Below are 21,417 nucleotides of genomic sequence, written 5' to 3' on the forward strand. Positions count from 1 at the left end.
TTAGTTTTCAAAGATCGTTTGCTTTGTAATCAGCTATCCTTGTAAGGTATCAAGCGGCTTTTTAAAAGCCCTTGCTGAAACAAGGAAATGAAAGTATAGTCATATAAAGCTTAAGGTTTGCTTAAATCTAGGGAATGTTTGGGAAAATATTTTGATTTTTTAGAGCGTTTAAAAATTGCACGATCTTTTCTTTAGGGATAATCACTAAACTTTCGTGGTTTTCTAAAGTGCTGCTAGCCATTCCCATAAACTCCCCCACTTCGCTAAAATAAGGCCTCCCTCCCCACAACACGCTCCCCTTTTTAAAAGAACTATCAAGCGAAAGAAACTTTTTAGATTTCAAAAGTTCAGCCACAGAAATGTCCGTTGTCTGTATGGAAAAAGAATTCCCCTCATTCAACGCCGGGTAGTAGAGATCGGAATTGGGTGTTTTTTGATTGGTATAAGGATTTGAATGGAAAGTTTGAGCGTATTTGGTGTAAATCCTTGCATGATAATAGCTCTCTTCTCTTTTATGGCAATAATCGTCTCTAAAATCGGCGGTTTTTAAAAGCGAAAGCCCTTGATTCCTATCCATCGCTTCAAGGCGTAGGCTAGCTATACAAATCAGCTCTTTAGCGCTGCTGTCTTGCATTTTGGCTAAAATCGTTTTAGGGTATAAGCCATTAGAATAAAGCGTTTCAGAAGAAGCGATATAACGCCCATTTTTGAGCAAAGTCGCATAGCCTTCTTTATAAGTCCCATCGCTAAAATACACTTTCAATAACGCAACAGAATAAACCCATGCAGGGAGCGTTGGATCAAGGGGCGGATCGTCTCTAACGATTTGAATGCTATTAGCGTTCATTACGCATGACAATAAAACGATACAACAACCAACCGCTAATCTTTTATGCCAAAACGCCATTATCAAACTTACCGCTTAAATTTCAAAAGTATCCTACAACACTATCGGCTAAAATACCATTTGTTTTAATTTGTTGCTATAATAGATCATTTGAATGACAAAAGCTTATCGCAAAGGTTTATGATGGATCCAATTAAAACTTATGAAATTAAAGAAGAAGAGCTTGCAAAAACCGCTTACGCTACGATCAAAACCAATAAAGGCCATATCGCTCTAGAGCTTTTTTACAAAGACGCGCCCCAAGCGGTGAGTAACTTTGTAACTTTGGCTAAAGAGGGTTTTTATAATGGGCTTAACTTCCATCGTGTGATCGCCGGCTTTGTGGCTCAAGGAGGTTGCCCTTATGGCACAGGCACAGGCGGGCCAGGGCATCGCATTAAATGCGAAGTGGTCCACAACCCCAACAAGCACAAAAGAGGCTCTATCTCTATGGCGCATGCTGGGAGAGACACAGGAGGGAGTCAATTTTTCTTGTGTTTTGTGGATTTGCCCCATTTAGATGGCGAACACACCGTATTTGGCAAAATCACTAGTGCAGAAGGCCTTAGCGTTTTGGATAAAATCAAGCAAGGCGATATGATAGAGAGCGTTGTGTTTAGCCCTTCTCTATAAAGGAACAAAAGATTAGACATGCTCATACTCAGCCGCAAAGTTAATGAAGGGATTGTCATTGATGACAACATCCACATTAAAGTCATTTCCATAGATAGAGGGAGTGTGCGTTTAGGGTTTGAAGCGCCTGAAAGCACCCTTATTTTGCGCGCTGAACTCAAAGAGGCCATTGTGAGCGAAAACCAAAAAGCTTCTGTGTGCGTAGATGAAAGCTTGTTAGAAAACATCAAAAAGGTCATTAAGCCTTGACGCATGTTTTTGAAGTTTATCCTAAAGTCAATATTTTTTTAAAAATCCTTCACAAAGAAGGAGCTTACCACAAGCTCATTTCTCGCATGTGTTTGGTCAAAGATAAGCTCAAAGACATTATCAGCGTCAAAAGTGCGCTTTCCTTTTCACTAAAAGGGGATTTTGACTGCCCTTTAGAAGAAAACTCGCTCTTTAAAGCTCTCCAAATTTTAAAAAATTTTTTAAAATCAAAAAATTTCTCTCATTCTGCCATCAAATCCCTAGATACCCTAGCGATTGAAGTGGAAAAAAACATCCCCACTCAAGCCGGGCTAGGCGGTGGGAGCGCTGATGCTGGGGGGCTATTGTATCATTTAAATCAAATATTTGATTGTCGTTTGAGTTTAAAAGAGCTTTATAGCATGGGATCTTTAGTGGGCACGGACACCAATTTTTTCATCTCGCAATACAAAAGCGCTAACGCTACTTCTTATGGCGAAGTCATTGAAAATTTTGAAGAAGAGCCTTTAGAAAATCGCCTAGAAATCTATGCTCCAACTCATGTTTTTTGTAGTACTAAAGCCATCTATCAAGCCTATAAACCTGAAACTTGTTTTTCTCAAGCTAAAGAATGGCTTAAAAAACCGAGTTTGGAATGCCTAAAGACTTGCGACAGAAACGGATTAAACGATCTTTTAAAGCCGGCTTTACTCACTAACCAAGTCTTAAGAGATATAGAAAGCGAACTAGGCAAGGAGTGGTTTTTTAGTGGGAGCGGGAGCGCGTTTTTTAGGCTAAAGCCTGCGCAAAAAGGGGGCGAATGAAACTCATTGCCAGCAATAAAAAAGCCTATTTTGATTATGAAATTTTGGAAACTTTAGAAGCAGGATTAGCGCTTTTAGGCTCTGAAGTGAAGGCTTTGAGGCAAACTAGGGTGAATTTAAAAGATAATTTTGTTAAAATAATCAAAGGAGAAGCTTTTTTATTTGGTGTTCATATATCATATTTAGATACAATCCATGCGTATTACAAGCCCAATGAAAGGCGAGAGCGTAAGTTGCTTTTACACAAAAAGCAATTATTGAAATGGCAAATTGAAGCGTCTAAAGAACGCTTGAGTATCGTAGGATTGAAATTGTATTTTAACCAAAAAAATAGAGCTAAAATCCAAATTGCTTTAGTGAAAGGAAAAAGATTGCACGACAAAAGACAAAGTCTTAAAGAAAAAGCGCTCAATAAAGAAATTCTTGCTGATTTAAAACACCACTTTAAAGGATAATAATGAAAGAAATGGTAGATTATGGGATTATAGGGTTTTTGATCTTTTTATCAGTCATCGTTATAGCGATCGCAATAGAAAGGTTGTGGTTTTTTGCCACTCTTCGTGTAGATGACTACACAGACAGGCGTAAACTGGAATTAGCCTTACACAAACGACTGACTTTAGTGGCCACGATTGGCTCTAACGCCCCTTATATCGGTCTTTTAGGAACGGTTATGGGGATCATGCTCACTTTTATGGATTTAGGATCCGCTTCTGGCATTGACACTAAAGCGATCATGACTAATTTAGCCCTTGCTTTAAAAGCGACTGGCATGGGGTTATTGGTAGCGATCCCTGCGATTGTGATTTATAATTTGCTCGTGAGAAAAAGCGAGATTTTAGTGACCAAATGGGATATTTTCCACCATCCGGTCGACACGCAATCCCATGAGATTTATAACAAAGCCTAAGGATTAAGCGGTGAAAAAAGTAGAATCCATGAATGTGGTGCCTTTCATTGACATCATGCTTGTGTTGTTAGTGATCGTGCTTACAACCGCGTCTTTTGTGCAAACTTCAAAGCTCCCTATTAGCATTCCTCAAGTGGATAAGGACAGCACTGATTCTAAAGACGTGTTGGACAAAAAACAAGTTACGATCGCCATTTCTAATAAGGGTTCTTTTTATTTTGACGATAAAGAAATCAGCTTTGAAAATTTAAAACACAAGGTTTCCACTTTGGCTAAAGACACCCCTATTGTCTTGCAAGGCGATAAGAAAAGCAATTTGGATAACTTTATCAAAGTGGTGGATTTGTTGCAAACTAACAATCTGAAGCAACTTTACATTCTTGTTGAAGATAAAAAGAATCAAAAAAATTAGTTTTAGTCAATTTTTAGCATTCTTTAGCTAAAATCTGTGTTTATGTTTAATTTTTATCAAGGGAGTTTTAAATGAAACGCACTTACCAACCACACAACACACCAAGAAAGCGAACCCATGGCTTTCTTGTGAGAATGAAAACCAAAAACGGGCGCAAGGTGATTAATGCCAGACGAGCTAAGGGCAGAAAAAAGCTTTCCGTCTAAACCCTATGACTCTTTAAAAAACAAGAGTGAGTTTGATAGGGTTTATCAAAAGGGTTTCAAAAAACACAACCCTTTTTTTTCGCTCTTTGTTTTGGATTTGTCAAAAGAGCCGCCAAAAGGAAAAGAGAGTTTTAAAGATCCGCTCTCTTGTAGGCTTAAAGACAAAAAAACGCTTTATTTATTAGGCTTGAGCGTGTCCAAAAAAGTCGGCAACGCCGTGAAACGAAACCTTATCAAACGCCGTTTGCGTTCGCTTACATTAAAGCATGTTGCGCTTTGTCAAGGGCTTGCTTTGGTGTTTGTGCCTAGAAGGGATTGTTACCATTTGGATTTTTGGGCTTTAGAAAAACATTTTTTAGAAATGCTAACTTCCATTAAAAACTATATGAACAAAGCCTTAAAAGACTTGAAAAAAGGAATAACTCATACCCATGCGAAACAATAAAACGCCTTTTTTGAGCGCGATTTTTACGACATCAATTAGGGGTTACCAACGCTTTTTTTCGGCTTTCACTTTTTCAAGCTGTCGGTTTTACCCCACTTGCTCCAACTACGCTCTATGGTTGCTCTGTTTTGAAAACCCCCTAATCGCTATGGGTAAAATCGCTATAAGGATACTCTCATGCAACCCTTTTTGCTCTGGGGGCATTGCTTATCCTACCACTCGCTTGAAACGCCCTAGCTTGCTCCAATCTCATAAAGATTTCAATCGTAATTTTAAAACCATTACTTTTTGGCTCGTTCCCACAAAAAGCCACGCAACTTACTACATCATTAAGGTTTAATCACAATGGATAAAAACAACAATAATAATCTCCGCTTGATTTTAGCGATCGCTCTGTCTTTCTTGTTTATCGCTCTTTATAGCTATTTTTTCCAAAAACCAAACAAAACAACAACCCAAACCACAAAGCAAGAAACAACCAACAACCATACAGCAACAAGTCCTAACGCGCCCAACGCCCAACATTTTAGCGTTACTCAAACCATCCCCCAAGAGAGTTTGTTAAGCACGATTTCTTTTGAGCATGCCAGAATTGAAATTGATTCTTTAGGGCGCATCAAACAGGTTTATCTCAAGGATAAAAAGTATCTAACCCCTAAAGAAAAGGGCTTTTTAGAGCATGTGGGCCATCTTTTTAGCTCCAAAGAAAACGCGCAACCCCCCCTAAAAGAGCTCCCCCTTTTAGCAGCCGATAAACTCAAGCCTTTAGAAGTGCGTTTTTTAGACCCCACGCTCAATAATAAAGCGTTCAACACCCCTTATAGCGCTTCAAAAACCACCCTTGGGCCTAACGAACAGCTCGTTTTAACCCAAGATTTAGGCGCTCTTACTATCATTAAAACCCTGACTTTCTATGATGATTTGCATTATGATTTAAAAATCGCATTCAAATCGCCCAATAACCTTATCCCTAGCTATGTGATCACCAATGGTTACAGGCCGGTGGCTGATTTGGACAGCTACACCTTTTCAGGCGTGCTTTTAGAAAATAACGACAAAAAAATTGAAAAAATTGAAGATAAAGACGCTAAAGAAATCAAACGCTTTTCTAACACCCTCTTTTTATCCAGCGTGGATAGGTATTTCACCACTTTGCTTTTCACTAAAGATTCTCAAGGTTTTGAAGCCTTAATTGATTCAGAAATCGGCACTAAAAACCCCTTAGGCTTCATTTCCCTTAAAAATGAAGCGAATTTGCATGGCTATATTGGCCCTAAAGATTACCGCTCTTTGAAAGCGATTTCACCCATGCTCACTGATGTGATAGAGTATGGCTTAATCACTTTCTTTGCTAAAGGCGTGTTTGTTTTACTGGATTATTTGTATCAATTTGTGGGTAATTGGGGTTGGGCTATCATTTTTTTAACGATTATCGTGCGCATCATCCTTTACCCCTTAAGCTATAAAGGCATGGTGAGCATGCAAAAGCTTAAGGAATTAGCCCCCAAAATGAAAGAACTCCAAGAAAAATACAAGGGCGAACCCCAAAAGTTGCAAGCCCACATGATGCAGCTTTACAAAAAACATGGGGCTAACCCACTAGGAGGTTGTCTGCCCTTGATCTTACAGATCCCGGTGTTTTTTGCCATTTATAGAGTGCTTTATAACGCTGTGGAATTGAAAAGCTCAGAGTGGATCTTATGGATCCATGATTTATCCATAATGGATCCGTATTTCATTTTACCGCTTCTTATGGGAGCGTCTATGTATTGGCACCAAAGCGTTACGCCAAACACCATGACCGATCCCATGCAAGCAAAGATCTTTAAACTCTTGCCCCTATTATTCACGATCTTTCTAATCACTTTCCCTGCAGGATTAGTCTTGTATTGGACCACGAACAACATCCTTTCGGTGTTGCAACAACTCATCATCAATAAAGTCTTAGAGAATAAAAAACGCATGCACGCACAAAACAAAAAGGAACATTGATGCAAAATTTTATTGAAATCAAAGCCAAAACCTTAGAAGAAGCCCTCATTCAAGCTTCTATCGCCTTGAATTGCCCCATTATTAATTTGCAATATGAAGTCATTCAAACGCCCTCTAAAGGTTTTTTAAATATAGGTAAAAAAGAAGCCATTATCTTAGCGGGCGTTAAAGAAAGCGTTAAGGAGGTTAAAGAAGAGAGCGTTAAAGAAACCAACACGAAAGAAAATCATCAAAACCATCAAAACAATATAGAAGAAAAAAAACAAAAACTAGAAACAGAAACACCGCAAGAAGAAAGAATCACCCCTAAACCCCCTAAAAAAAACCCAAAAGAAGAATCTCATAGTGGGGACAAACTCCATGAAATTAAGCAAGAATTGAAAGACTTATTCTCCCACTTGCCCTATAAAATCAACAAAGTGGAGGTGAGTCTTTATGAACCGGGGGTTTTATTGATTGATATTGATGGCGAAGATTCCGCTCTTTTGATTGGCGAGAAAGGTTATCGTTACAAAGCCCTTTCTTACTTGCTCTTTAACTGGATCCACCCTGCTTATGGCTATAGCATCCGCTTAGAAATTTCCACTTTTTTACAAAACCAAGAAAAGGTTATGGAAGCGCAACTCCAAAGCGTGATCATGACCGTGCATGAAGTGGGCAAAGGGCAGATGAAAGCCCCTGATGGCGTTTTAACCTATATCGCTTTAAAGAAATTACGAAAAGCGTTCCCTAACAAATATGTTTCCATCAAAACCAACTTAAACGATGAAAAATACATCGTCATCAACGACTTCAACAATGAATGACACCATCGCCGCTATCGCTACCCCTTCAGGCAAGGGAGCGATTAGCGTTATTAAAATCAGCGGCAATAACGCCCTAAACATCCTCAAACAACTCACCCAAAAACAAGACTTCACCCCCAGATACGCTTATGTGCGCGATATTTTTTCTAATGGTGTTTTATTAGACAAAGCGTTAGTGATTTATTTCAAAGCCCCCTATAGTTTCACTGGTGAAGACGTGTGCGAAATCCAATGCCATGGAAACCCCCTTTTAGCGCAAAATATCTTACAAGCTTGCTTGAATTTGGGGGCTAGGCTTGCTAAAGCGGGGGAATTTAGCAAAAAAGCTTTTTTAAACCATAAAATGGATTTGAGCGAAATTGAAGCGAGCGTTCAGCTCATCCTTTGTGAAGATGAAAGCGTTTTAAACGCTCTAGCCAGGCAGCTTAAGGGCGAGTTAAAAATCTTTATTGAAGAGGCTAGGAATAATCTTTTAAAGCTTTTGGCGAGCTCAGAAGTTTTGATTGATTATAGCGAAGAAGACATTCCTAGCGATTTTTTAGATGGAGTGTCTTTTAATTTAGAAAAACAAATCGCCTCTTTTAAAGACTTATTGGATTTTTCTAACGCGCAAAAACAAAGGAATAAGGGGCATGCCTTAAGCATTGTTGGCAAACCCAATGCCGGCAAAAGCTCCCTATTAAACGCCATGCTTTTAGAAGAAAGAGCTTTGGTGAGCGATATTAAAGGCACGACAAGAGACACTATAGAAGAAGTCATTGAACTAAAAGGGCATAAGGTGCGCTTGATTGATACGGCTGGCATTAGAGAGAGCGCGGATGAAATAGAGTGCTTAGGGATTGAAAAAAGCCTTAAAAGTTTAGAAAATTGCGACATCATTTTAGGCGTGTTTGATCTTTCTAAACCCCTAGAAAAAGAAGATTTTACTATCATTGACGCCCTTAATCGCGCTAAAAAGCCTTGCATTGTTGTTTTGAATAAAAACGATTTAGCCCCCAAACTGGAGCTTGAAGTTTTAAAATCTTATCTTAAAATCCCTTATTCTATCCTAGAAACTAACACCCTAAATTCCAAGGCCTGTTTGAAAGATTTGAGCCAAAAAATCAGTACCTTTTTCCCCAAACTAGACATTCAAAACAAACTCTTACTCACTTCCCTAGCCCAAAAAATTGCCCTAGAAAACGCCATTATTGAATTACAAAACGCTAAAAACCATTTAGACACTTTAGAGCTTTTTTCTTATCACATTTTAAGCGCGATAGAAAACTTGAACTTGCTCACCCGCCCTTATGAAACTAGCCAGATGCTTGATAGCATGTTCAGCGAATTTTGCTTAGGCAAATGAAACCGCTTAAAGCATGGATTAAAACCCCTTTTTAGCGCTGCTTTTTAAGACTTTTTTACCCATTAGCGCCGTTTAATACTCGTATTTGCAAAAAACCATACTGCCATTTTTCAAAAAAAAAAAAAAAAAAAGGTAAAATGAGCTAGTTTAAAATGTATGCATACCTATAAGCTATTTTTGAGTAAAAATGTTAAAAAAGACAATAAGGAGATTTCATGTTAAAACTCGCTAGTAAAACGATTTGTTTGTCCCTAATCGGATCATTCACCGCTGTAGAAGCCTTTCAAAAACACCAAAAAGACGGCTTTTTCATAGAAGCCGGCTTTGAAACCGGGCTATTACAAGGCACACAAACCCAAGAACAAACCATAGCCACCACTCAAGAAAAACCCAAACCCAAACCTAAACCCAAGCCAAAACCCATTACCCCTCAAAGCACTTATGGGAAATACTACATCTCCCAAAGCACCATTTTAAAGAATGCGACTGAGTTATTTGCAGAGGACAATATCACCAACTTAACCTTTTATTCTTTAAACCCTGTGTATGTAACCGCTTATAACCAAGAAAGCGCTGAAGAAGCAGGCTATGGCGATAGTAGCTTGATTATGATACAAAACTTCTTGCCTTATAATTTAAACAATATTGAGCTGAGTTATACAGACAATCAAGGCAATGTGGTCAGTTTGGGCGTGATAGAGACTATCCCTAAACAATCTCAAATCATTCTGCCCGCAAGCTTGTTTAACGACCCACAGCTTAACGCTGATGGCTTCCAACAACTCCAAACCACCACCACAAAATTTTCTGATTCCAGCACGCAGAATCTGTTTGATAAGCTCAGCAAGGTTACAACCAATCTTCAAATGACTTATATCAATTACAACCAATTTTCTAGCGGTAACGGCACTGGGTCTAAACCCCCATGCCCTCCATACGAAAATCAAGAAAACTGCACGGCTAAAGTGCCGCATTTCACCTCTCAAGACGCTAAAAATTTGACCAATTTAATGCTGAACATGATGGCGGTGTTTGATTCTAAATCTTGGGAAGACGCTGTTAAAAACGCTCCTTTCCAATTTAGCGACAACAACCTGTCAAAGCCATGTTATTCTGATTATTCTACATGCGTGAATCCTTACAACAACGGGCTTGTTGATCCTAAGTTGATCGCTAAAAACGCTGGAGATGAATACAATATAGAAAACGGGCAAACAGGCTCAGTGATATTGACGCCGCAAGACGTTATCTATAGCTATAGAGTTACGAATAATCTTTATGTGAATCTCTTGCCCCCAAGAGGAGGGGATTTGGGGCTAGGGTCTCAATATGGCGGCCCCAATGGCCCAGGCGATGATGGCACCAATTTTGGCGCTTTAGGGATATTGTCTCCTTTCTTAGACCCTGAAATACTCTTTGGCAAAGAATTGAATAAAGTCGCCATCATGCAATTAAGAGACATTATCCATGAATATGGGCATACTTTAGGCTATACGCATAACGGGAACATGACTTATCAAAGGGTGCGCATGTGTGAAGAAAACAATGGGCCAGAAGAGCGCTGTAAGGGCGGGAAAATAGAGCAAGTGAATGGACAAGAAGTGCAAGTGTTTGACAACGGGCACGAAGTGCGAGACACCGATGGCTCTACCTATGATGTGTGTTCTCGTTTTGGCGGCCAAGGTCAGCCCGCTTTCCCTAGCAATTACCCCAATTCCATTTATACTGATTGCTCTCAAGTCCCCGCCGGGCTTATAGGCGTTACTAGTGCGGTTTGGCAGCAACTCATTGATCAAAACGCTCTACCGGTGGATTACACTAATTTGAGCAGCCAAACCAACTATTTAAACGCTAGTTTGAACACGCAAGATTTTGCGACCACTATGCTTAGTGCGATCAGTCAAAGCCTTTCATATTCTAAATCTAGCGCCACAACCTATCGCACTTCAAAAACCTCACGGCCCTTTGGAGCCCCCCTATTAGGCGTTAATCTTAAAATGGGCTATCAAAAATACTTTAATGATTACTTAGGGTTGTCTTCTTATGGCATTATCAAATACAACTACGCTCAAGCCAATAACGAAAAAATCCAGCAATTAAGCTATGGTGTGGGAATGGATGTGTTGTTTGATTTTATCACCAATTACACCAACGAAAAGAACCCTAAAAACAATCTAACCAAGAAAGTTTTCACTTCCTCTCTTGGGGTGTTTGGGGGGTTAAGGGGCTTATACAACAGCTATTATTTGTTGAACCAATACAAAGGGAGCGGTAATTTAAATGTGACCGGCGGGTTGAATTACCGCTACAAGCATTCTAAATATTCTGTAGGCATTAGCGTTCCTTTAGTTCAGTTGAAATCTAGGGTCGTTTCTAGCGATGGTGCAACTACCAATTCTATCACCCTGAATGAAGGGGGCAGCCATTTTAAAGTGTTTTTTAATTACGGGTGGATTTTCTAGGGGTTAAAATATTCTTTAACTCTGGCTCTAAAACGCTCTTTTTAGCGTCTGTTATATTGCTAGGCGGTTTTAGTTCTGTTTTGTACGCTGTTTTAAGCGTGGGCGTTAGTGTTCGCTCTTTTTGTTCTTGTATCGCTTGCGTGATTTCTTTAAGCTCGTTGAAGCTTTTTTCCGTCTCGTTTGTTTGTTCCCTGTTTTCTTTTTCCTTTCGTATTGAAACGCCCTTTTTTAGGCGTTTAGTTAGTTTAAAAATGCGTTAGCTTTTAAAAAAATTCGTTAGATTTGGGACAAATAAGTGAGCTAGGGGGTTTGAGGATTTTGAACGCCCAAAATCATTCGGTTTTTTCAAATGAACTCGCTTGTGTTGGCTCTTAAAAAAGATTTTAGTTTTTGTTAATTTTAGTTTTTAGCAGGTGTGGTTTTAAATGAGTTTGTGGAATAAAGAGTGCTGAATGATATTTAGTTTATTTGGCGAGAACAAAAGCCACAAACCTTTAGAGAGTTATTTTAAGGGGTGCGAAAACGCCACGCTAAACAAAATGATAACGCTACCAAACTGAATGAATAAGCATAAAGCAAGATTAATACCTTACTTATAGCCCCGTATTGCCCTGCCCTTCTTTATTGGCATAATCTTTCAGTTCTTTATAAAGCAAAGATTGTAAGCGCGTGATAGCAAAATTCTTATTCTTTTCATCCACTTCAAGGCTCCTATTCAATACAGGCGTGCCTTGACAATCGCTCGCGCTAACAACCACTCTAATGCGTGTGATGCCATTAGCGCTGTCTGTGAAAACTTCATTTTTGATTTGATAGAGTTTTTCTTCATCGCTAGGGGTTAGCACTCTAGCATAAGCACTTATGAGAGCGTTTTTAATCTCTGCATCGCTGTTGTTATCAAAAGTGATTTGCACTTTAGGTTTGAAAGCGTTTTGATAATAGATTTTTTCATAATTTTCTAACGAACTCACCGGGACAGAATACGCTTTTAAAATCCTTTCTATAGGCATCGCTTTAGCCAATAAATCCCCCATGCTCTTGGATTGCTGTAAAAAAACCCCTTTACAAACCTTAGGCATTAAGGTGGAAAACTGCCCATAAAGAGCGTTATACTTATCCCTTAAACCCTGCAAAAACAAGTTTTGATTAATCCTCACTCTAGTGTAGTAGATCCCTTTTTGCGCTTCTTGATTGACAATTTCTACATTATTCAATTCCAAGTCATCGGTTTTTAAGTTAATCGTTTGCGAATCGCTGGATTTCAACTTATTATCCACACGACTTTTTTGGATATGGATTTGGGAATTAACCACCACGCTAATAGACGCCACTAAATCCGCTAACGCTTTTTGTTTAGAAGCCTCTTTAGAAGTGGCTGAACCACTCCCATAAAGATAGCCTTTTTGGGTGTTTGTTTTGTTATAGGCCTTGCTATACCACTTAGGCTCTGCGCTTAAATTGGCACCCACAAAAGCCACAAGGCATGCAAGAATAATCTTTTTCATTATCAATCCTCACTCATTCATTAAAGCGACATGCTTCTTAGTAATCCTTAAAAGCACATAAACTTTATCCGTATCAATAAAAGTGGCCTTTAGCTCACTAGCCTTAATCTCTATTTTATCCCCCTTGAAAGCTTCCATCACTTTCTCTAAGGCGTTTTGTCTGGCTGAGGACAAGCTATAATCTATATCTGAAAGCAATATATCGCTCATCCCACACACTAAAATTTTTTCATCTTTGGTTTGGGTCTTTTCAATCCGCATCTCTTTTGAGCAATCTTTTGCCCACTTAGGCAAGGATTTCCCCCACGCCACTCCCAACACCAAAACAAGCGCGATAGCAAGGCGTTTCATTAAAACCCTACTTTTTAACCATGCCTAATTCTTCACGCACCTTATCCACAATTTGCTTATCCAAACCGACTAAAACAAAAACCCTATCTTTACCGACATAGCGGGCAAGCATTTTAGAAGCGATCAATTCCTTATCCACTAATTGAGAAATTTTTTCAGTATCAGTGCCGCTTATGGACCTTTTACCAGAAGCATCTACCGTTCTAGTCTTTTCATTTTCCAAATCTTTTTGTAAAGTGGATTTTAGATTCGCCGCTAAATTAGCCCTAGCTTTGGCTGTAGCCTGATTCGTAGAGTAATCCACATCATTATTAGTGATCAAATCTTCAGCCCTTCCTAAAAAGACCCCTGAATATTTTTCATACTTCGCCACTTTTTCCAAATCCCCTACAACCCAATCAGGAGCGCCTTTAGTCGCTTCTTTGTAAGCCTTATTGCTTTTACTGATACCTGATTTTGGGGCATGGCTACAACCTACGATCACCATCGCTGCTATCACACTCATTCCTAAAATTTTTTTAACTTGATTTTTCATCGCTCATCCTTTCAAATATAAATTTAAAACATACGCTTATTGCTAGCATTTTTCACAATAGGCTTAACATCGCTCCATACCTCTTCGCCCGTTTTCCTATTGGTAAGGCTTAGGGTGAAGTCATAGTCTAAGCGCTGCCTAGAACTACTAATAGAGGCTGCGATACTGGATACTTTACCACTTAAAGATAAATCGGCGGCTTTTAAAGTGCCTTTTTCTACAGTGGTGTCTTGATTATACTCTTCGCTCTCTCGTTCTTTTTCGCGCTGTTTCACCATTCTGCTGTCTGCTTCAATACCACTCCCTCCACTCGCCCTTGTGATATTGAACCTCCCATTAGATCGCAATCGCAACTGCCGCGCGATTTCGGTCGTCAAAAGATTCATGTCCAAATTGGGCTGAGTGGTGTCGTTAATGACATCTGAAACTTCAATCAAATGCTTGCCCTTGAGCTGCTCAAAATTAGGGTCGCTAAACATGGAATCTAACATCGCGTTAGCGGTTATCAATAAATCCGTGCTATTAATACTTGCAGTCGTATTTTTAGTGGCATCGTTCACATTTTGATAAGTTGCCATTTCGCTTGAGCAACCCACCCACAATAAAGTACTCAAAATCACCGAGCTTATAATTTTTAATTTTGTTTTCAATACCATAATGATAGAAACTCCCTATTCAAAATTTAAAACAGATACTTCCGTTCCTAATTTTAAACTTCTAATCTAAACACACAGTGTTTTTGCGGATTTTAGCATTTCATGCGTCTTTTTTTTCACATTTTACAAGTTTTAGCCCTACAAATTTCACACTGCAAGCATTAATACCACAAATCCGCTCATTTTTAGCTTAATTAAAGAAACTTTTTTAACAAACATGCTTATTAAAAACGATAAAAACGATTTTTTGAGATAAAGAAACAATATAAAAGCTATTTGAAGTTAGCCCCCTATCAAAAAAGGGGCTAAAAAAGATTTTTACAGGCTCTTATTCTAACAAGGCTTTTTAACGCCCTTTATAAGAGCGTTTTAATCGCGTCTTCAATCGGTTTTTGAGAGCTAGGTTCTACAAGCCTTTCACCCACTTCTTTGGCGTTTTTGTAAAAAATCAAAGTAGGGATTTTGCGAATGCCTAAGCTCTCTTTGAGATCCTGGCTCTCATCAAAAGAAACCTTAAAAAATTCCACCTTGCCTTTGTAGGTTTTGGCTAAATTTTCCATGATCGGCTCAATCTTCCTGCAATCTGGGCACCAACTCGCCCCCACATTGACCACTACCGCTTGATGAGCGATCTTTTCTGCGTAATTCTTCCCGTTAATCACTTCTAACATGATAATCCTTATTTTTTATTTCCCCCAACCGCCGAAGTATAGCACAACTCAAGCGCTAATCCCCTTTAGTATTAGCCCTATTAGCCATAAACGCATGCAACTCATTGTATTCTTGGCGGTTTAGAAAACGCGCTTTCCCTACCGGCAAAGCATTCAAATTCACAAAACCATAACGAACGCGCCTTAAATCCAACACTCCAGCGTTAAAAAACGCAAAAAAACGCCTTAATTCTCTGTTTTTCCCCTCATTGATAATGACTCTCAGTTTAGAGTATTTGGCATGGTTTTTGATGATTTCATAACCAATAAAGGGGGCAAATTCCATGCTTTTAATGGGGGTTTTTTGGTGTGCTCCCTTAGTGGCGTTTTCTAATTTCAAGCCCTCTTGCATGGCATTTTCCATCTCTCTTGTAACAAAGCCTTGAATTTTAACAAGATATTCTTTTTCTAAATTCGCATGCATTAAAGCGCTCACCACCGCCTTACTATCGCTTAAGAGTAGCACCCCCTCGCTCGCAAAATCCAAACGCCCCACCGGCGCGAAATGGGCGTATTTTTTCTCCAAGCTTTCATAAATCACGCGCCGTTTTAAGGGATCGGCTTTACTCACTAATTCGCCCTTTGGCTTGTGATAGATTAGCACGCTGAATTTTTTGTTTTTTAAGGGCTTGATGAGTCGTTTGTCCAAAAACACCTTGTCGTTTTCTTTAACCACGCTAGCGAGTTTGGCATGCTCATGATTGATTTTCACCCGCCCTTCTAAAACCAGTTTTTCAGCTTCTCTTCTGGAATGCTTGGTGTAATGGGCTAAAAATTGGTTGATCCTCAAGCTAAATCCCTCCACTCTAACCCTTTAAAATCGTCCTTGATCTTTTCATTCACCATTAGATCGCTTTGGATTTTGAATTGCTTATCCTTATCTTTGATGATCAAATACAAGGGGCGTTTGCCCTGGTGTTTTAGAGCGCTCTCTTTGATTTGTCTTAAAAACTCTTTTTTCACATCGTTTTCTAACACGATCGCTAAAGAGCAAGAGCTAGAAGCGAGCATCTCAATGGGAGGGATTTCGCGCACGTCTTCTTTTTGCTTTTCAGGGTCTTTATAACGGGCTTTAGGGATTTTAACCTCTTTGGCGCTCTCTAAATCCAAGATTTCAAAAAGCCTTAATCGCGCCACTTCTTCTTGCTCTTCAATCTTGCATTTAAACACTAGAGGCTTATTAATATCCAACTCTTCCAAAGCGTTTAGTTGCTTTTCAAAAAGCATGAGTTCAAACTTGCCGTATCGATCCAAAATGTCCGCTGTGCCATAAGGCTTACCGCTTCGTTTGCCAATTTTCTTTTTAACTTCCATGATTTTACCCAGCAAATAAGCCTGCGAGCCGATTTCTAACTCTTCAATATCAATGCTTTTGACTAAATTTTTAAAGCCCTTAATTTCTTCTTTAAACTCATCTAAAGGGTTGCCTGAAACATGGATTCCTAAAGTCTCGTATTCGCATTCTAAAAGCGTTTTAGCGTCATGTTCGCCCAAATCAACCATGTCCAAAACAACCTGCTCTTTAATTCCGCCTTCCATGGCTCCAAAAAGGGAGTTGCCCCCTTGCATCATTTCATTAGCTTTGTCTTTAGCGCGCCCGGCATCGCAGATCAAATCCAAGTTAGCGAGCATGGTTTTTCTAGTGTAGCCTAAATTGTCCAAGCTCCCTGATTTCACTAATGGCTCTAAAGATTTTTTAGTGAGTTTAGAAAAATCCACCCGTGAAATAAAATCTTCCAAACTCTTATAATCCCCTTTAGCCCTTTCTTCAATGATGTTTTTAATCGGCTCACCCCCAACCCCTTTGATCGCTCCCAAACCAAACACGATTTTCTTTTCCAACTCGCCCTTTTGATTTTTAAACTCCGCCACGCTGAAATCTTGCATAGAAGAATTGATGTGCGGAGGCATCACTTCAATTTCTAAAGCCCTGACCTCATCAATATAACGCGCCACGGATTCAATCTTACTAGATTCGCTAGTGAGCATCGCTGCCATGAACTCATGCTTGTAATAAGTCTTTAAATACGCCGTTTGGAAAGTGATCATCGCATAAGCGGCTGAATGCGATTTGTTGAAACCATAGCCGGCAAATTTAACGATCAAATCCCACAAATTAGCCGCCTTTTGGCCATCATGCCCCAAATTTTTAGCGCCTTCTACAAACTTGGCCTTATTATCTGCCATGATTTGAGCGTCTTTTTTCCCCATAGCGCGGCGGATCAAATCCGCTTCACCCAAACTAAAACCACCGATAGTTTGCACGATTTGCATCACTTGCTCTTGATAGACGATCGTGCCGTAAGTGGGCTTTAAAATCGGCTCTAATTCTTTAAACGCATAAGTGATAGGCTCAATGCCATGCTTTCTGTTTACAAAATCATCTACCATGCCTGATTCCATAGGCCCCGGTCTGCCTAGCGCGATAATGGCGATAATGTCTTCAAAGCTTGAAGGCCTTAAGCGTTTGTTAAGCCCTTGAAACATCCCGGATTCAATCTGGAATATCCCCACCGTATCCCCGCTTTGGATCGTTTTATACACTTTCGGATCGTCCATATCCAACGATAAAAAATCCACGCTAATTTTATGTTGCGCTTTAATGATTTTAAGCGCATCATCAATCACGGTCAAGGTTTTAAGCCCCAAAAAGTCAAATTTAATCAAATCCACCGGCTCTAAATATTTCATGGAATATTGCGTAACGATACCGCCGGTTTTTTCAGAGGCAAATAAAGGGGTTTTGTGCCACAACTCTTTTTGGCTATCCACCACTAAGGCTGCCGCATGCACGCCTGCGTTACGATTCAAATTCTCTAAATTGAGCGAATACTCCCACACTTGTTTGGCTAATTCATTACTCTCTACTAATTCTTTGATTTTAGGCTCTAATTCCCACGCCCCCTCTATGAACTCGCCATTTTTTTCATAGCCCTTAAGCGTGATTCCTAAGCGGTTAGGTATGAGTTTGGCAAAATCATCGGCTTCTTTATAAGGCATGTCCAAAACCCTTGCAACATCTCTGATCACGCCTTTAGCCAACATCTTATTAAAGGTGATGACTTGAGCCACATTGTATTTGCCGTATTTTTCAATCATGTATTCTATGATTTCCTTACGCCGGCGTTGGCAAAAATCCGTATCAATATCAGGCATGCTGACTCTTTCAGGGTTTAAAAACCTTTCAAAGAGCAAATCGTATTTCAAGGGGTCAATATCCGTGATTTTTAAAGCAAAAGCCACCAAACTCCCGGCCGCGCTCCCCCTACCAGGCCCTACAGGAATGCCCATTTCTTTAGCGTAACGGATAAAATCCCACACAATCAGCATATACCCCGGGAATTTCATGCTCGTAATGACTTCAATTTCTTTTTCTAAGCGTTCTTTGTATTGATCATGCTTTTCTTTAGGCACTAAAACCAAGCGTTCTTTCAAGCCCTCTCTAGCCTTATAGGCGAAATAAGAAGCGTCATCTTCAAAATCCAGCCCCTCATTTTGAGCGTAAGCTTTAGTGAATTTGAAGCTTGGGGGGGTTGGGGGGTTCTTTTTATCGTCTTTTAAATCAATCTCTAAAACGCATTTATCAGCGATTTCTTGGGTGTTTTCTAAGGCTTCTGGAATGTCTGCAAACAGCTTCGCCATTTCTTCAGGGGATTTAATGTAAAACTCATGCACGGAGTGTTTCAAGCGCCCCTTATCGTTTAGGGTTTTACCCATCGCTACGCACATCGCCACTTCTTGAGCCTTAGCGTCATTAGGCATGGTGTAGTGGGTGTCGTTGGTGGCAATGATTTTTAACCCTGTTTCTAAAGACATTTTAATGACTTGCTCATCAATGAATCGCTGATCTAAAATGCCATGGCGCATGATCTCTAAATAAAAATCGTCTTCAAAAATCTCTTGGTATTCGCAAGCGATTCTTTTAGCTTCATCATAGCCTTTAGCCCCATACTTGCGGTTTCTCTCATTATTAGTATTTAAATGGTAATTGACTTCCCCTTGCAAGCACGCACTAGAAGCGATAATGCCTTTAGAATGCTCCCTTAGAAGCTTTTTATTGATGCGCGGGAAATAATAAAACCCTTCTAAATACGCCATAGAGCTTAAGAACATCAAATTTTCATAGCCCTCTTGGTTTTTAGCGAACAGGCACAAATGGAAGCGTTGCTTGGTTTCTTTGCTAGAAAGGTTGTCATCGTTATGGATATACGCTTCCATGCCGATAATAGGCTTGATGCCTTCTTTTTTCATGCTCGTGTAAAAATCAATCGCTCCAAACATGTTCCCATGGTCAGTTACGCTCACGCTTTTCATGCCCAATTCTTTAATGCGTTTGGCTAGAATTTTAATCTTGTTCGCCCCGTCCAAAAGCGAATATTCTGTGTGCAAGTGCAAATGCGTAAAGGCTTTATTCTCTTTCATTGTCTAACCCCTATTTGGATTTAACGCCATTATACCTACCGCTCTTTAAAAAACTCTTTATTAGATCATTTAATGGTGAATTATTTTAAAATGGTGGTTATAATAAGAAAGTTTTGTCTTATTTTTAATACTATTTTAGGAGTTCATCATGAAAAAATCCATTTTATTGGGCGTTTGCTTGGCTTTTTCTTGCGTTTATGCTTTAAGCGATATGGATTTGATTAAAAAAGCGAAGGAAAGCCAATTAGAACCCATGCCTATGGGCAAAGCGCTCAAAGAATACCAGATCAAAAAAACCAGAGATGTGGGCATTGGCGCTAAAAACAGCGAAATCATGACCTCCGCTCAAGTGGAATTGGGCAAAATGCTCTATTTTGACCCTAGGATTTCCACTTCCTATCTTGTGTCTTGCAACACATGCCATAATCTGGGATTAGGTGGGGTGGATCTAATCCCAAGCGCCATAGGCTCTCAATGGAAGAAAAACCCCCACCTTTTAAGTTCCCCAACAGTGTATAACTCTGTGTTTAACGATGTGCAGTTTTGGGATGGTAGGGTTACGCATTTAAACGAACAAGCGCAAGGGCCAATCCAATCTTCTTTTGAAATGGGGGCTGATCCTAAAGTCGTGGTAGAAAAAATCAATTCCATACCAGACTATGTCAAGCTCTTTAGAAAAGCTTATGGCTCTAAAGTCAAAATTGATTTTAAATTGATCGCTGATAGTATCGCTATGTTTGAAGCCACGCTCATTACCCCAAGCCGTTATGATGATTTTTTAAGGGGCAATCCTAAAGCGCTCAGCAAAGCCGAAAAAGAGGGGCTGGATTTATTCATTTCTAAAGGCTGTGTGGCTTGTCATAACGGCATTAATCTTGGGGGAACGATGCAGCCTTTTGGGGTGGTCAAACCTTATAAATTCGCTAATGTGGGCGATTTCAAAGGCGATAAAAACGGGCTTGTGAAAGTGCCTACTTTAAGGAATATCACCGAAACGATGCCTTATTTCCATAACGGGCAATTTTGGGATGTCAAGGATGCGATTAAAGAAATGGGCTCTATCCAGTTAGGCATTGAAATCAGCGATGAAGAAGCGAAAAAAATTGAAACCTTCTTTGAAGCCTTAAAGGGTAAAAAACCTAAAATACTCTATCCAGAACTCCCTGTAATGACAGACAAAACCCCTAAACCCTCTTTTTGATTTTAACAAAGTCCCTTTAAGGGGGTTTTGATTATGAAAACTTAAAAAATACTTTTAGCACTTTTGCAACCAATAAATAATAGAGAGCTTGACTTTAGTCAAGCGATAATTTCTTAAAAAGCGATCTTTATGGGGTTTAAAGAGGTTTAGTTGGAGGGTTGTAGGGGGAGGATTGTTTCAAAATGCCCCTATCCCCTTAAAAGAACGAGTTTTACCCCTATTCTTAAAAATTTTTTAATCCCTTTATCATTTAGAATGTTTTTTGATTTTAGATCGTATTACAACACAAAACATAAACTCATGGCGTTTTCAAATAAATTTTCATTTTTTGGTTGTCTAAAATGAGCGTGTCTTTGCCCTTAGTTACCGCAAAATTACCCTTAAAATTCTCCATAAATTCCAATTCAAACGCCATTAAATGCTCGTCTCTACACACTTTTCTTGAAATCCCGCTATCTTCAATTGCGATGTGCCTATCGCTCTGCCATGTGTAGCTGGCGAAATACCGGTTGCAATAGCCTTTCCCATAAATACGATTTTCTTTTTGATCAAACACAAACTCTCCCATAGAGCTTTTAGGCTTTGGCTTCTTTTTAAAAAGCTCATACCAGTGTTTCCTTTTTTCTTTTTGCTCTTGCTCTTTAGCTTCAATTGCTGCTTTATCTTCAGGTAAAGCGGTATTTAAAGAGGAATCCTGCTCTTCTTCATGCTCTCTAAAAGCGCTATCAGCGAGCATGGTTTCAATGTCATACACTTGATGGTTTATTTCTACTTTTTGGATATGCCAATCGTTACTAGAAAGTTTTTTATCAAACATTTTTAAGAAAAAACACCCCGAAAAGACACAAGCCGTTAAAACGCTTGCTCCAGCCAATCGTAAATTCAAAC

Annotated in this window: 24 protein-coding genes; 15 read left to right on the forward strand and 9 right to left on the reverse strand. The window is 39.5% G+C overall.

The window, feature by feature from the left end; genetic code table 11:
* Positions 1–127: 127 nt before the first annotated feature.
* Entirely contained in the window at positions 128–907 is a 780-nt protein-coding gene (locus H7N69_RS00005) for a hypothetical protein (protein ID WP_187884232.1), read from the reverse strand.
* Positions 908–1,030: 123 nt separating this feature from the next.
* Here H7N69_RS00005 and H7N69_RS00010 point away from each other — a divergent pair, with 123 nt between their 5' ends.
* The 14 genes from H7N69_RS00010 to H7N69_RS08030 all read left to right on the forward strand — a co-directional run bounded on the left by H7N69_RS00010 (position 1,031) and on the right by H7N69_RS08030 (position 11,409).
* The gene (locus H7N69_RS00010; protein WP_187884234.1) at positions 1,031–1,519 is read left to right on the forward strand and encodes a peptidylprolyl isomerase; all 489 of its coding nucleotides are present in this window, start codon (positions 1,031–1,033) and stop codon (positions 1,517–1,519) included.
* A gap of 18 nt (positions 1,520–1,537) precedes the next feature.
* Entirely contained in the window at positions 1,538–1,768 is a 231-nt protein-coding gene (locus H7N69_RS00015) for a carbon storage regulator (RefSeq protein ID WP_000906447.1), read from the forward strand.
* Positions 1,765–2,571: a 4-(cytidine 5'-diphospho)-2-C-methyl-D-erythritol kinase gene (locus tag H7N69_RS00020; protein WP_187884236.1), complete on the forward strand. Its 807-nt coding sequence runs from the start codon at positions 1,765–1,767 to the stop codon at positions 2,569–2,571. Before H7N69_RS00015 ends, H7N69_RS00020 begins: the two co-directional genes overlap by 4 nt.
* Positions 2,568–3,026, forward strand: a complete 459-nt coding sequence (smpB, locus tag H7N69_RS00025; protein ID WP_000766473.1) for an SsrA-binding protein — start codon at positions 2,568–2,570, stop codon at positions 3,024–3,026. The genes H7N69_RS00020 and smpB overlap by 4 nt, the downstream gene beginning before the upstream one ends.
* A 2-nt stretch (positions 3,027–3,028) precedes the next feature.
* A complete protein-coding gene (exbB, locus tag H7N69_RS00030) occupies positions 3,029–3,481 on the forward strand; it encodes a TonB-system energizer ExbB (protein WP_000661837.1) in 453 nt (150 codons plus the stop codon).
* Between the two features lie 10 nt (positions 3,482–3,491).
* Complete coding sequence (locus tag H7N69_RS00035; protein ID WP_000755082.1) at positions 3,492–3,893, forward strand: ExbD/TolR family protein; 402 nt, start codon at positions 3,492–3,494, stop codon at positions 3,891–3,893.
* Between the two features lie 71 nt (positions 3,894–3,964).
* The gene (gene rpmH / locus H7N69_RS00040) at positions 3,965–4,099 is read left to right on the forward strand and encodes a 50S ribosomal protein L34 (protein ID WP_001847286.1); all 135 of its coding nucleotides are present in this window, start codon (positions 3,965–3,967) and stop codon (positions 4,097–4,099) included.
* Positions 4,059–4,544 carry a ribonuclease P protein component gene (gene rnpA, locus H7N69_RS00045; protein WP_187884239.1) on the forward strand — a complete coding sequence of 162 codons (486 nt, stop codon included), beginning with the start codon at positions 4,059–4,061 and terminating at the stop codon, positions 4,542–4,544. Before rpmH ends, rnpA begins: the two co-directional genes overlap by 41 nt.
* A complete protein-coding gene (yidD, locus tag H7N69_RS00050) occupies positions 4,531–4,884 on the forward strand; it encodes a membrane protein insertion efficiency factor YidD (RefSeq protein WP_001245524.1) in 354 nt (117 codons plus the stop codon). Before rnpA ends, yidD begins: the two co-directional genes overlap by 14 nt.
* 5 nt (positions 4,885–4,889) lie before the next feature.
* Positions 4,890–6,536: a membrane protein insertase YidC gene (gene yidC, locus H7N69_RS00055; protein ID WP_187884241.1), complete on the forward strand. Its 1,647-nt coding sequence runs from the start codon at positions 4,890–4,892 to the stop codon at positions 6,534–6,536.
* Positions 6,536–7,342 (forward strand): Jag N-terminal domain-containing protein, encoded by an 807-nt coding sequence (locus H7N69_RS00060; RefSeq protein WP_187884243.1) that lies wholly within the window; start codon positions 6,536–6,538, stop codon positions 7,340–7,342. The genes yidC and H7N69_RS00060 overlap by 1 nt, the downstream gene beginning before the upstream one ends.
* Positions 7,335–8,687, forward strand: a complete 1,353-nt coding sequence (gene mnmE, locus H7N69_RS00065) for a tRNA uridine-5-carboxymethylaminomethyl(34) synthesis GTPase MnmE (RefSeq protein WP_187884245.1) — start codon at positions 7,335–7,337, stop codon at positions 8,685–8,687. Before H7N69_RS00060 ends, mnmE begins: the two co-directional genes overlap by 8 nt.
* 215 nt (positions 8,688–8,902) lie before the next feature.
* Complete coding sequence (locus tag H7N69_RS00070) at positions 8,903–11,149, forward strand: outer membrane beta-barrel protein (protein WP_187884247.1); 2,247 nt, start codon at positions 8,903–8,905, stop codon at positions 11,147–11,149.
* 80 nt (positions 11,150–11,229) lie between these two features.
* On the forward strand, positions 11,230–11,409 hold the full coding sequence (locus tag H7N69_RS08030) for a hypothetical protein (RefSeq protein WP_332246409.1): 180 nt from the start codon (positions 11,230–11,232) through the stop codon (positions 11,407–11,409).
* Positions 11,410–11,742: 333 nt separating this feature from the next.
* Here the strand turns inward: H7N69_RS08030 and H7N69_RS00075 are convergent, their stop codons facing one another.
* From H7N69_RS00075 to dnaE, 7 genes are all read right to left on the reverse strand, one after another.
* Positions 11,743–12,654 carry an LPP20 family lipoprotein gene (locus H7N69_RS00075; RefSeq protein WP_187884249.1) on the reverse strand — a complete coding sequence of 304 codons (912 nt, stop codon included), beginning with the start codon at positions 12,652–12,654 and terminating at the stop codon, positions 11,743–11,745.
* A 9-nt stretch (positions 12,655–12,663) separates the two neighbouring features.
* Positions 12,664–13,005, reverse strand: a complete 342-nt coding sequence (locus H7N69_RS00080) for a hypothetical protein (RefSeq protein ID WP_187884250.1) — start codon at positions 13,003–13,005, stop codon at positions 12,664–12,666.
* A 7-nt stretch (positions 13,006–13,012) separates the two neighbouring features.
* The gene (locus H7N69_RS00085) at positions 13,013–13,540 is read right to left on the reverse strand and encodes an LPP20 family lipoprotein (RefSeq protein ID WP_000795968.1); all 528 of its coding nucleotides are present in this window, start codon (positions 13,538–13,540) and stop codon (positions 13,013–13,015) included.
* Positions 13,541–13,563: 23 nt separating this feature from the next.
* Positions 13,564–14,196 (reverse strand): penicillin-binding protein activator LpoB, encoded by a 633-nt coding sequence (lpoB, locus tag H7N69_RS00090; RefSeq protein ID WP_001964094.1) that lies wholly within the window; start codon positions 14,194–14,196, stop codon positions 13,564–13,566.
* A gap of 356 nt (positions 14,197–14,552) precedes the next feature.
* Positions 14,553–14,867, reverse strand: a complete 315-nt coding sequence (locus H7N69_RS00095; protein WP_021175038.1) for a thioredoxin family protein — start codon at positions 14,865–14,867, stop codon at positions 14,553–14,555.
* 55 nt (positions 14,868–14,922) lie between these two features.
* Entirely contained in the window at positions 14,923–15,711 is a 789-nt protein-coding gene (locus H7N69_RS00100) for a pseudouridine synthase (RefSeq protein ID WP_021175039.1), read from the reverse strand.
* Complete coding sequence (gene dnaE, locus H7N69_RS00105) at positions 15,693–19,328, reverse strand: DNA polymerase III subunit alpha (RefSeq protein ID WP_187884252.1); 3,636 nt, start codon at positions 19,326–19,328, stop codon at positions 15,693–15,695. The genes H7N69_RS00100 and dnaE overlap by 19 nt, the downstream gene beginning before the upstream one ends.
* 148 nt (positions 19,329–19,476) lie before the next feature.
* Between dnaE and H7N69_RS00110 the strand changes: the two genes are divergently transcribed.
* Complete coding sequence (locus H7N69_RS00110) at positions 19,477–20,529, forward strand: cytochrome-c peroxidase (protein ID WP_187884254.1); 1,053 nt, start codon at positions 19,477–19,479, stop codon at positions 20,527–20,529.
* Between the two features lie 298 nt (positions 20,530–20,827).
* On the opposite strand, the gene H7N69_RS00115 is transcribed toward H7N69_RS00110, so the two are convergent.
* Positions 20,828–21,415 carry an META domain-containing protein gene (locus H7N69_RS00115; RefSeq protein WP_187884257.1) on the reverse strand — a complete coding sequence of 196 codons (588 nt, stop codon included), beginning with the start codon at positions 21,413–21,415 and terminating at the stop codon, positions 20,828–20,830.
* Positions 21,416–21,417: the final 2 nt, after the last annotated feature.

Source organism: Helicobacter pylori, assembly GCF_014497725.1.
In the GTDB taxonomy this organism is placed as follows: domain Bacteria; phylum Campylobacterota; class Campylobacteria; order Campylobacterales; family Helicobacteraceae; genus Helicobacter; species Helicobacter pylori_DE.

Excerpts from the sequence above, each read along its gene's own strand:
- H7N69_RS00095 (WP_021175038.1), bottom strand. The coding sequence starts at position 14,867 with ATGTTAGAAGTGATTAACGGGAAGAATTACGCAGAAAAGATCGCTCAT.
- rnpA (WP_187884239.1), top strand. The coding sequence starts at position 4,059 with ATGCCAGACGAGCTAAGGGCAGAAAAAAGCTTTCCGTCTAAACCCTAT.
- mnmE (WP_187884245.1), top strand. The coding sequence starts at position 7,335 with ATGAATGACACCATCGCCGCTATCGCTACCCCTTCAGGCAAGGGAGCG.
- yidC (WP_187884241.1), top strand. The coding sequence starts at position 4,890 with ATGGATAAAAACAACAATAATAATCTCCGCTTGATTTTAGCGATCGCT.
- H7N69_RS00005 (WP_187884232.1), bottom strand. The coding sequence starts at position 907 with ATGGCGTTTTGGCATAAAAGATTAGCGGTTGGTTGTTGTATCGTTTTA.
- H7N69_RS00080 (WP_187884250.1), bottom strand. The coding sequence starts at position 13,005 with ATGAAACGCCTTGCTATCGCGCTTGTTTTGGTGTTGGGAGTGGCGTGG.
- exbB (WP_000661837.1), top strand. The coding sequence starts at position 3,029 with ATGAAAGAAATGGTAGATTATGGGATTATAGGGTTTTTGATCTTTTTA.
- H7N69_RS00075 (WP_187884249.1), bottom strand. The coding sequence starts at position 12,654 with ATGAAAAAGATTATTCTTGCATGCCTTGTGGCTTTTGTGGGTGCCAAT.
- H7N69_RS00070 (WP_187884247.1), top strand. The coding sequence starts at position 8,903 with ATGTTAAAACTCGCTAGTAAAACGATTTGTTTGTCCCTAATCGGATCA.
- dnaE (WP_187884252.1), bottom strand. The coding sequence starts at position 19,328 with ATGAAAGAGAATAAAGCCTTTACGCATTTGCACTTGCACACAGAATAT.
- lpoB (WP_001964094.1), bottom strand. The coding sequence starts at position 14,196 with ATGGTATTGAAAACAAAATTAAAAATTATAAGCTCGGTGATTTTGAGT.
- smpB (WP_000766473.1), top strand. The coding sequence starts at position 2,568 with ATGAAACTCATTGCCAGCAATAAAAAAGCCTATTTTGATTATGAAATT.
- yidD (WP_001245524.1), top strand. The coding sequence starts at position 4,531 with ATGCGAAACAATAAAACGCCTTTTTTGAGCGCGATTTTTACGACATCA.
- H7N69_RS00060 (WP_187884243.1), top strand. The coding sequence starts at position 6,536 with ATGCAAAATTTTATTGAAATCAAAGCCAAAACCTTAGAAGAAGCCCTC.
- H7N69_RS00010 (WP_187884234.1), top strand. The coding sequence starts at position 1,031 with ATGGATCCAATTAAAACTTATGAAATTAAAGAAGAAGAGCTTGCAAAA.
- H7N69_RS00015 (WP_000906447.1), top strand. The coding sequence starts at position 1,538 with ATGCTCATACTCAGCCGCAAAGTTAATGAAGGGATTGTCATTGATGAC.
- H7N69_RS00110 (WP_187884254.1), top strand. The coding sequence starts at position 19,477 with ATGAAAAAATCCATTTTATTGGGCGTTTGCTTGGCTTTTTCTTGCGTT.
- H7N69_RS00085 (WP_000795968.1), bottom strand. The coding sequence starts at position 13,540 with ATGAAAAATCAAGTTAAAAAAATTTTAGGAATGAGTGTGATAGCAGCG.
- rpmH (WP_001847286.1), top strand. The coding sequence starts at position 3,965 with ATGAAACGCACTTACCAACCACACAACACACCAAGAAAGCGAACCCAT.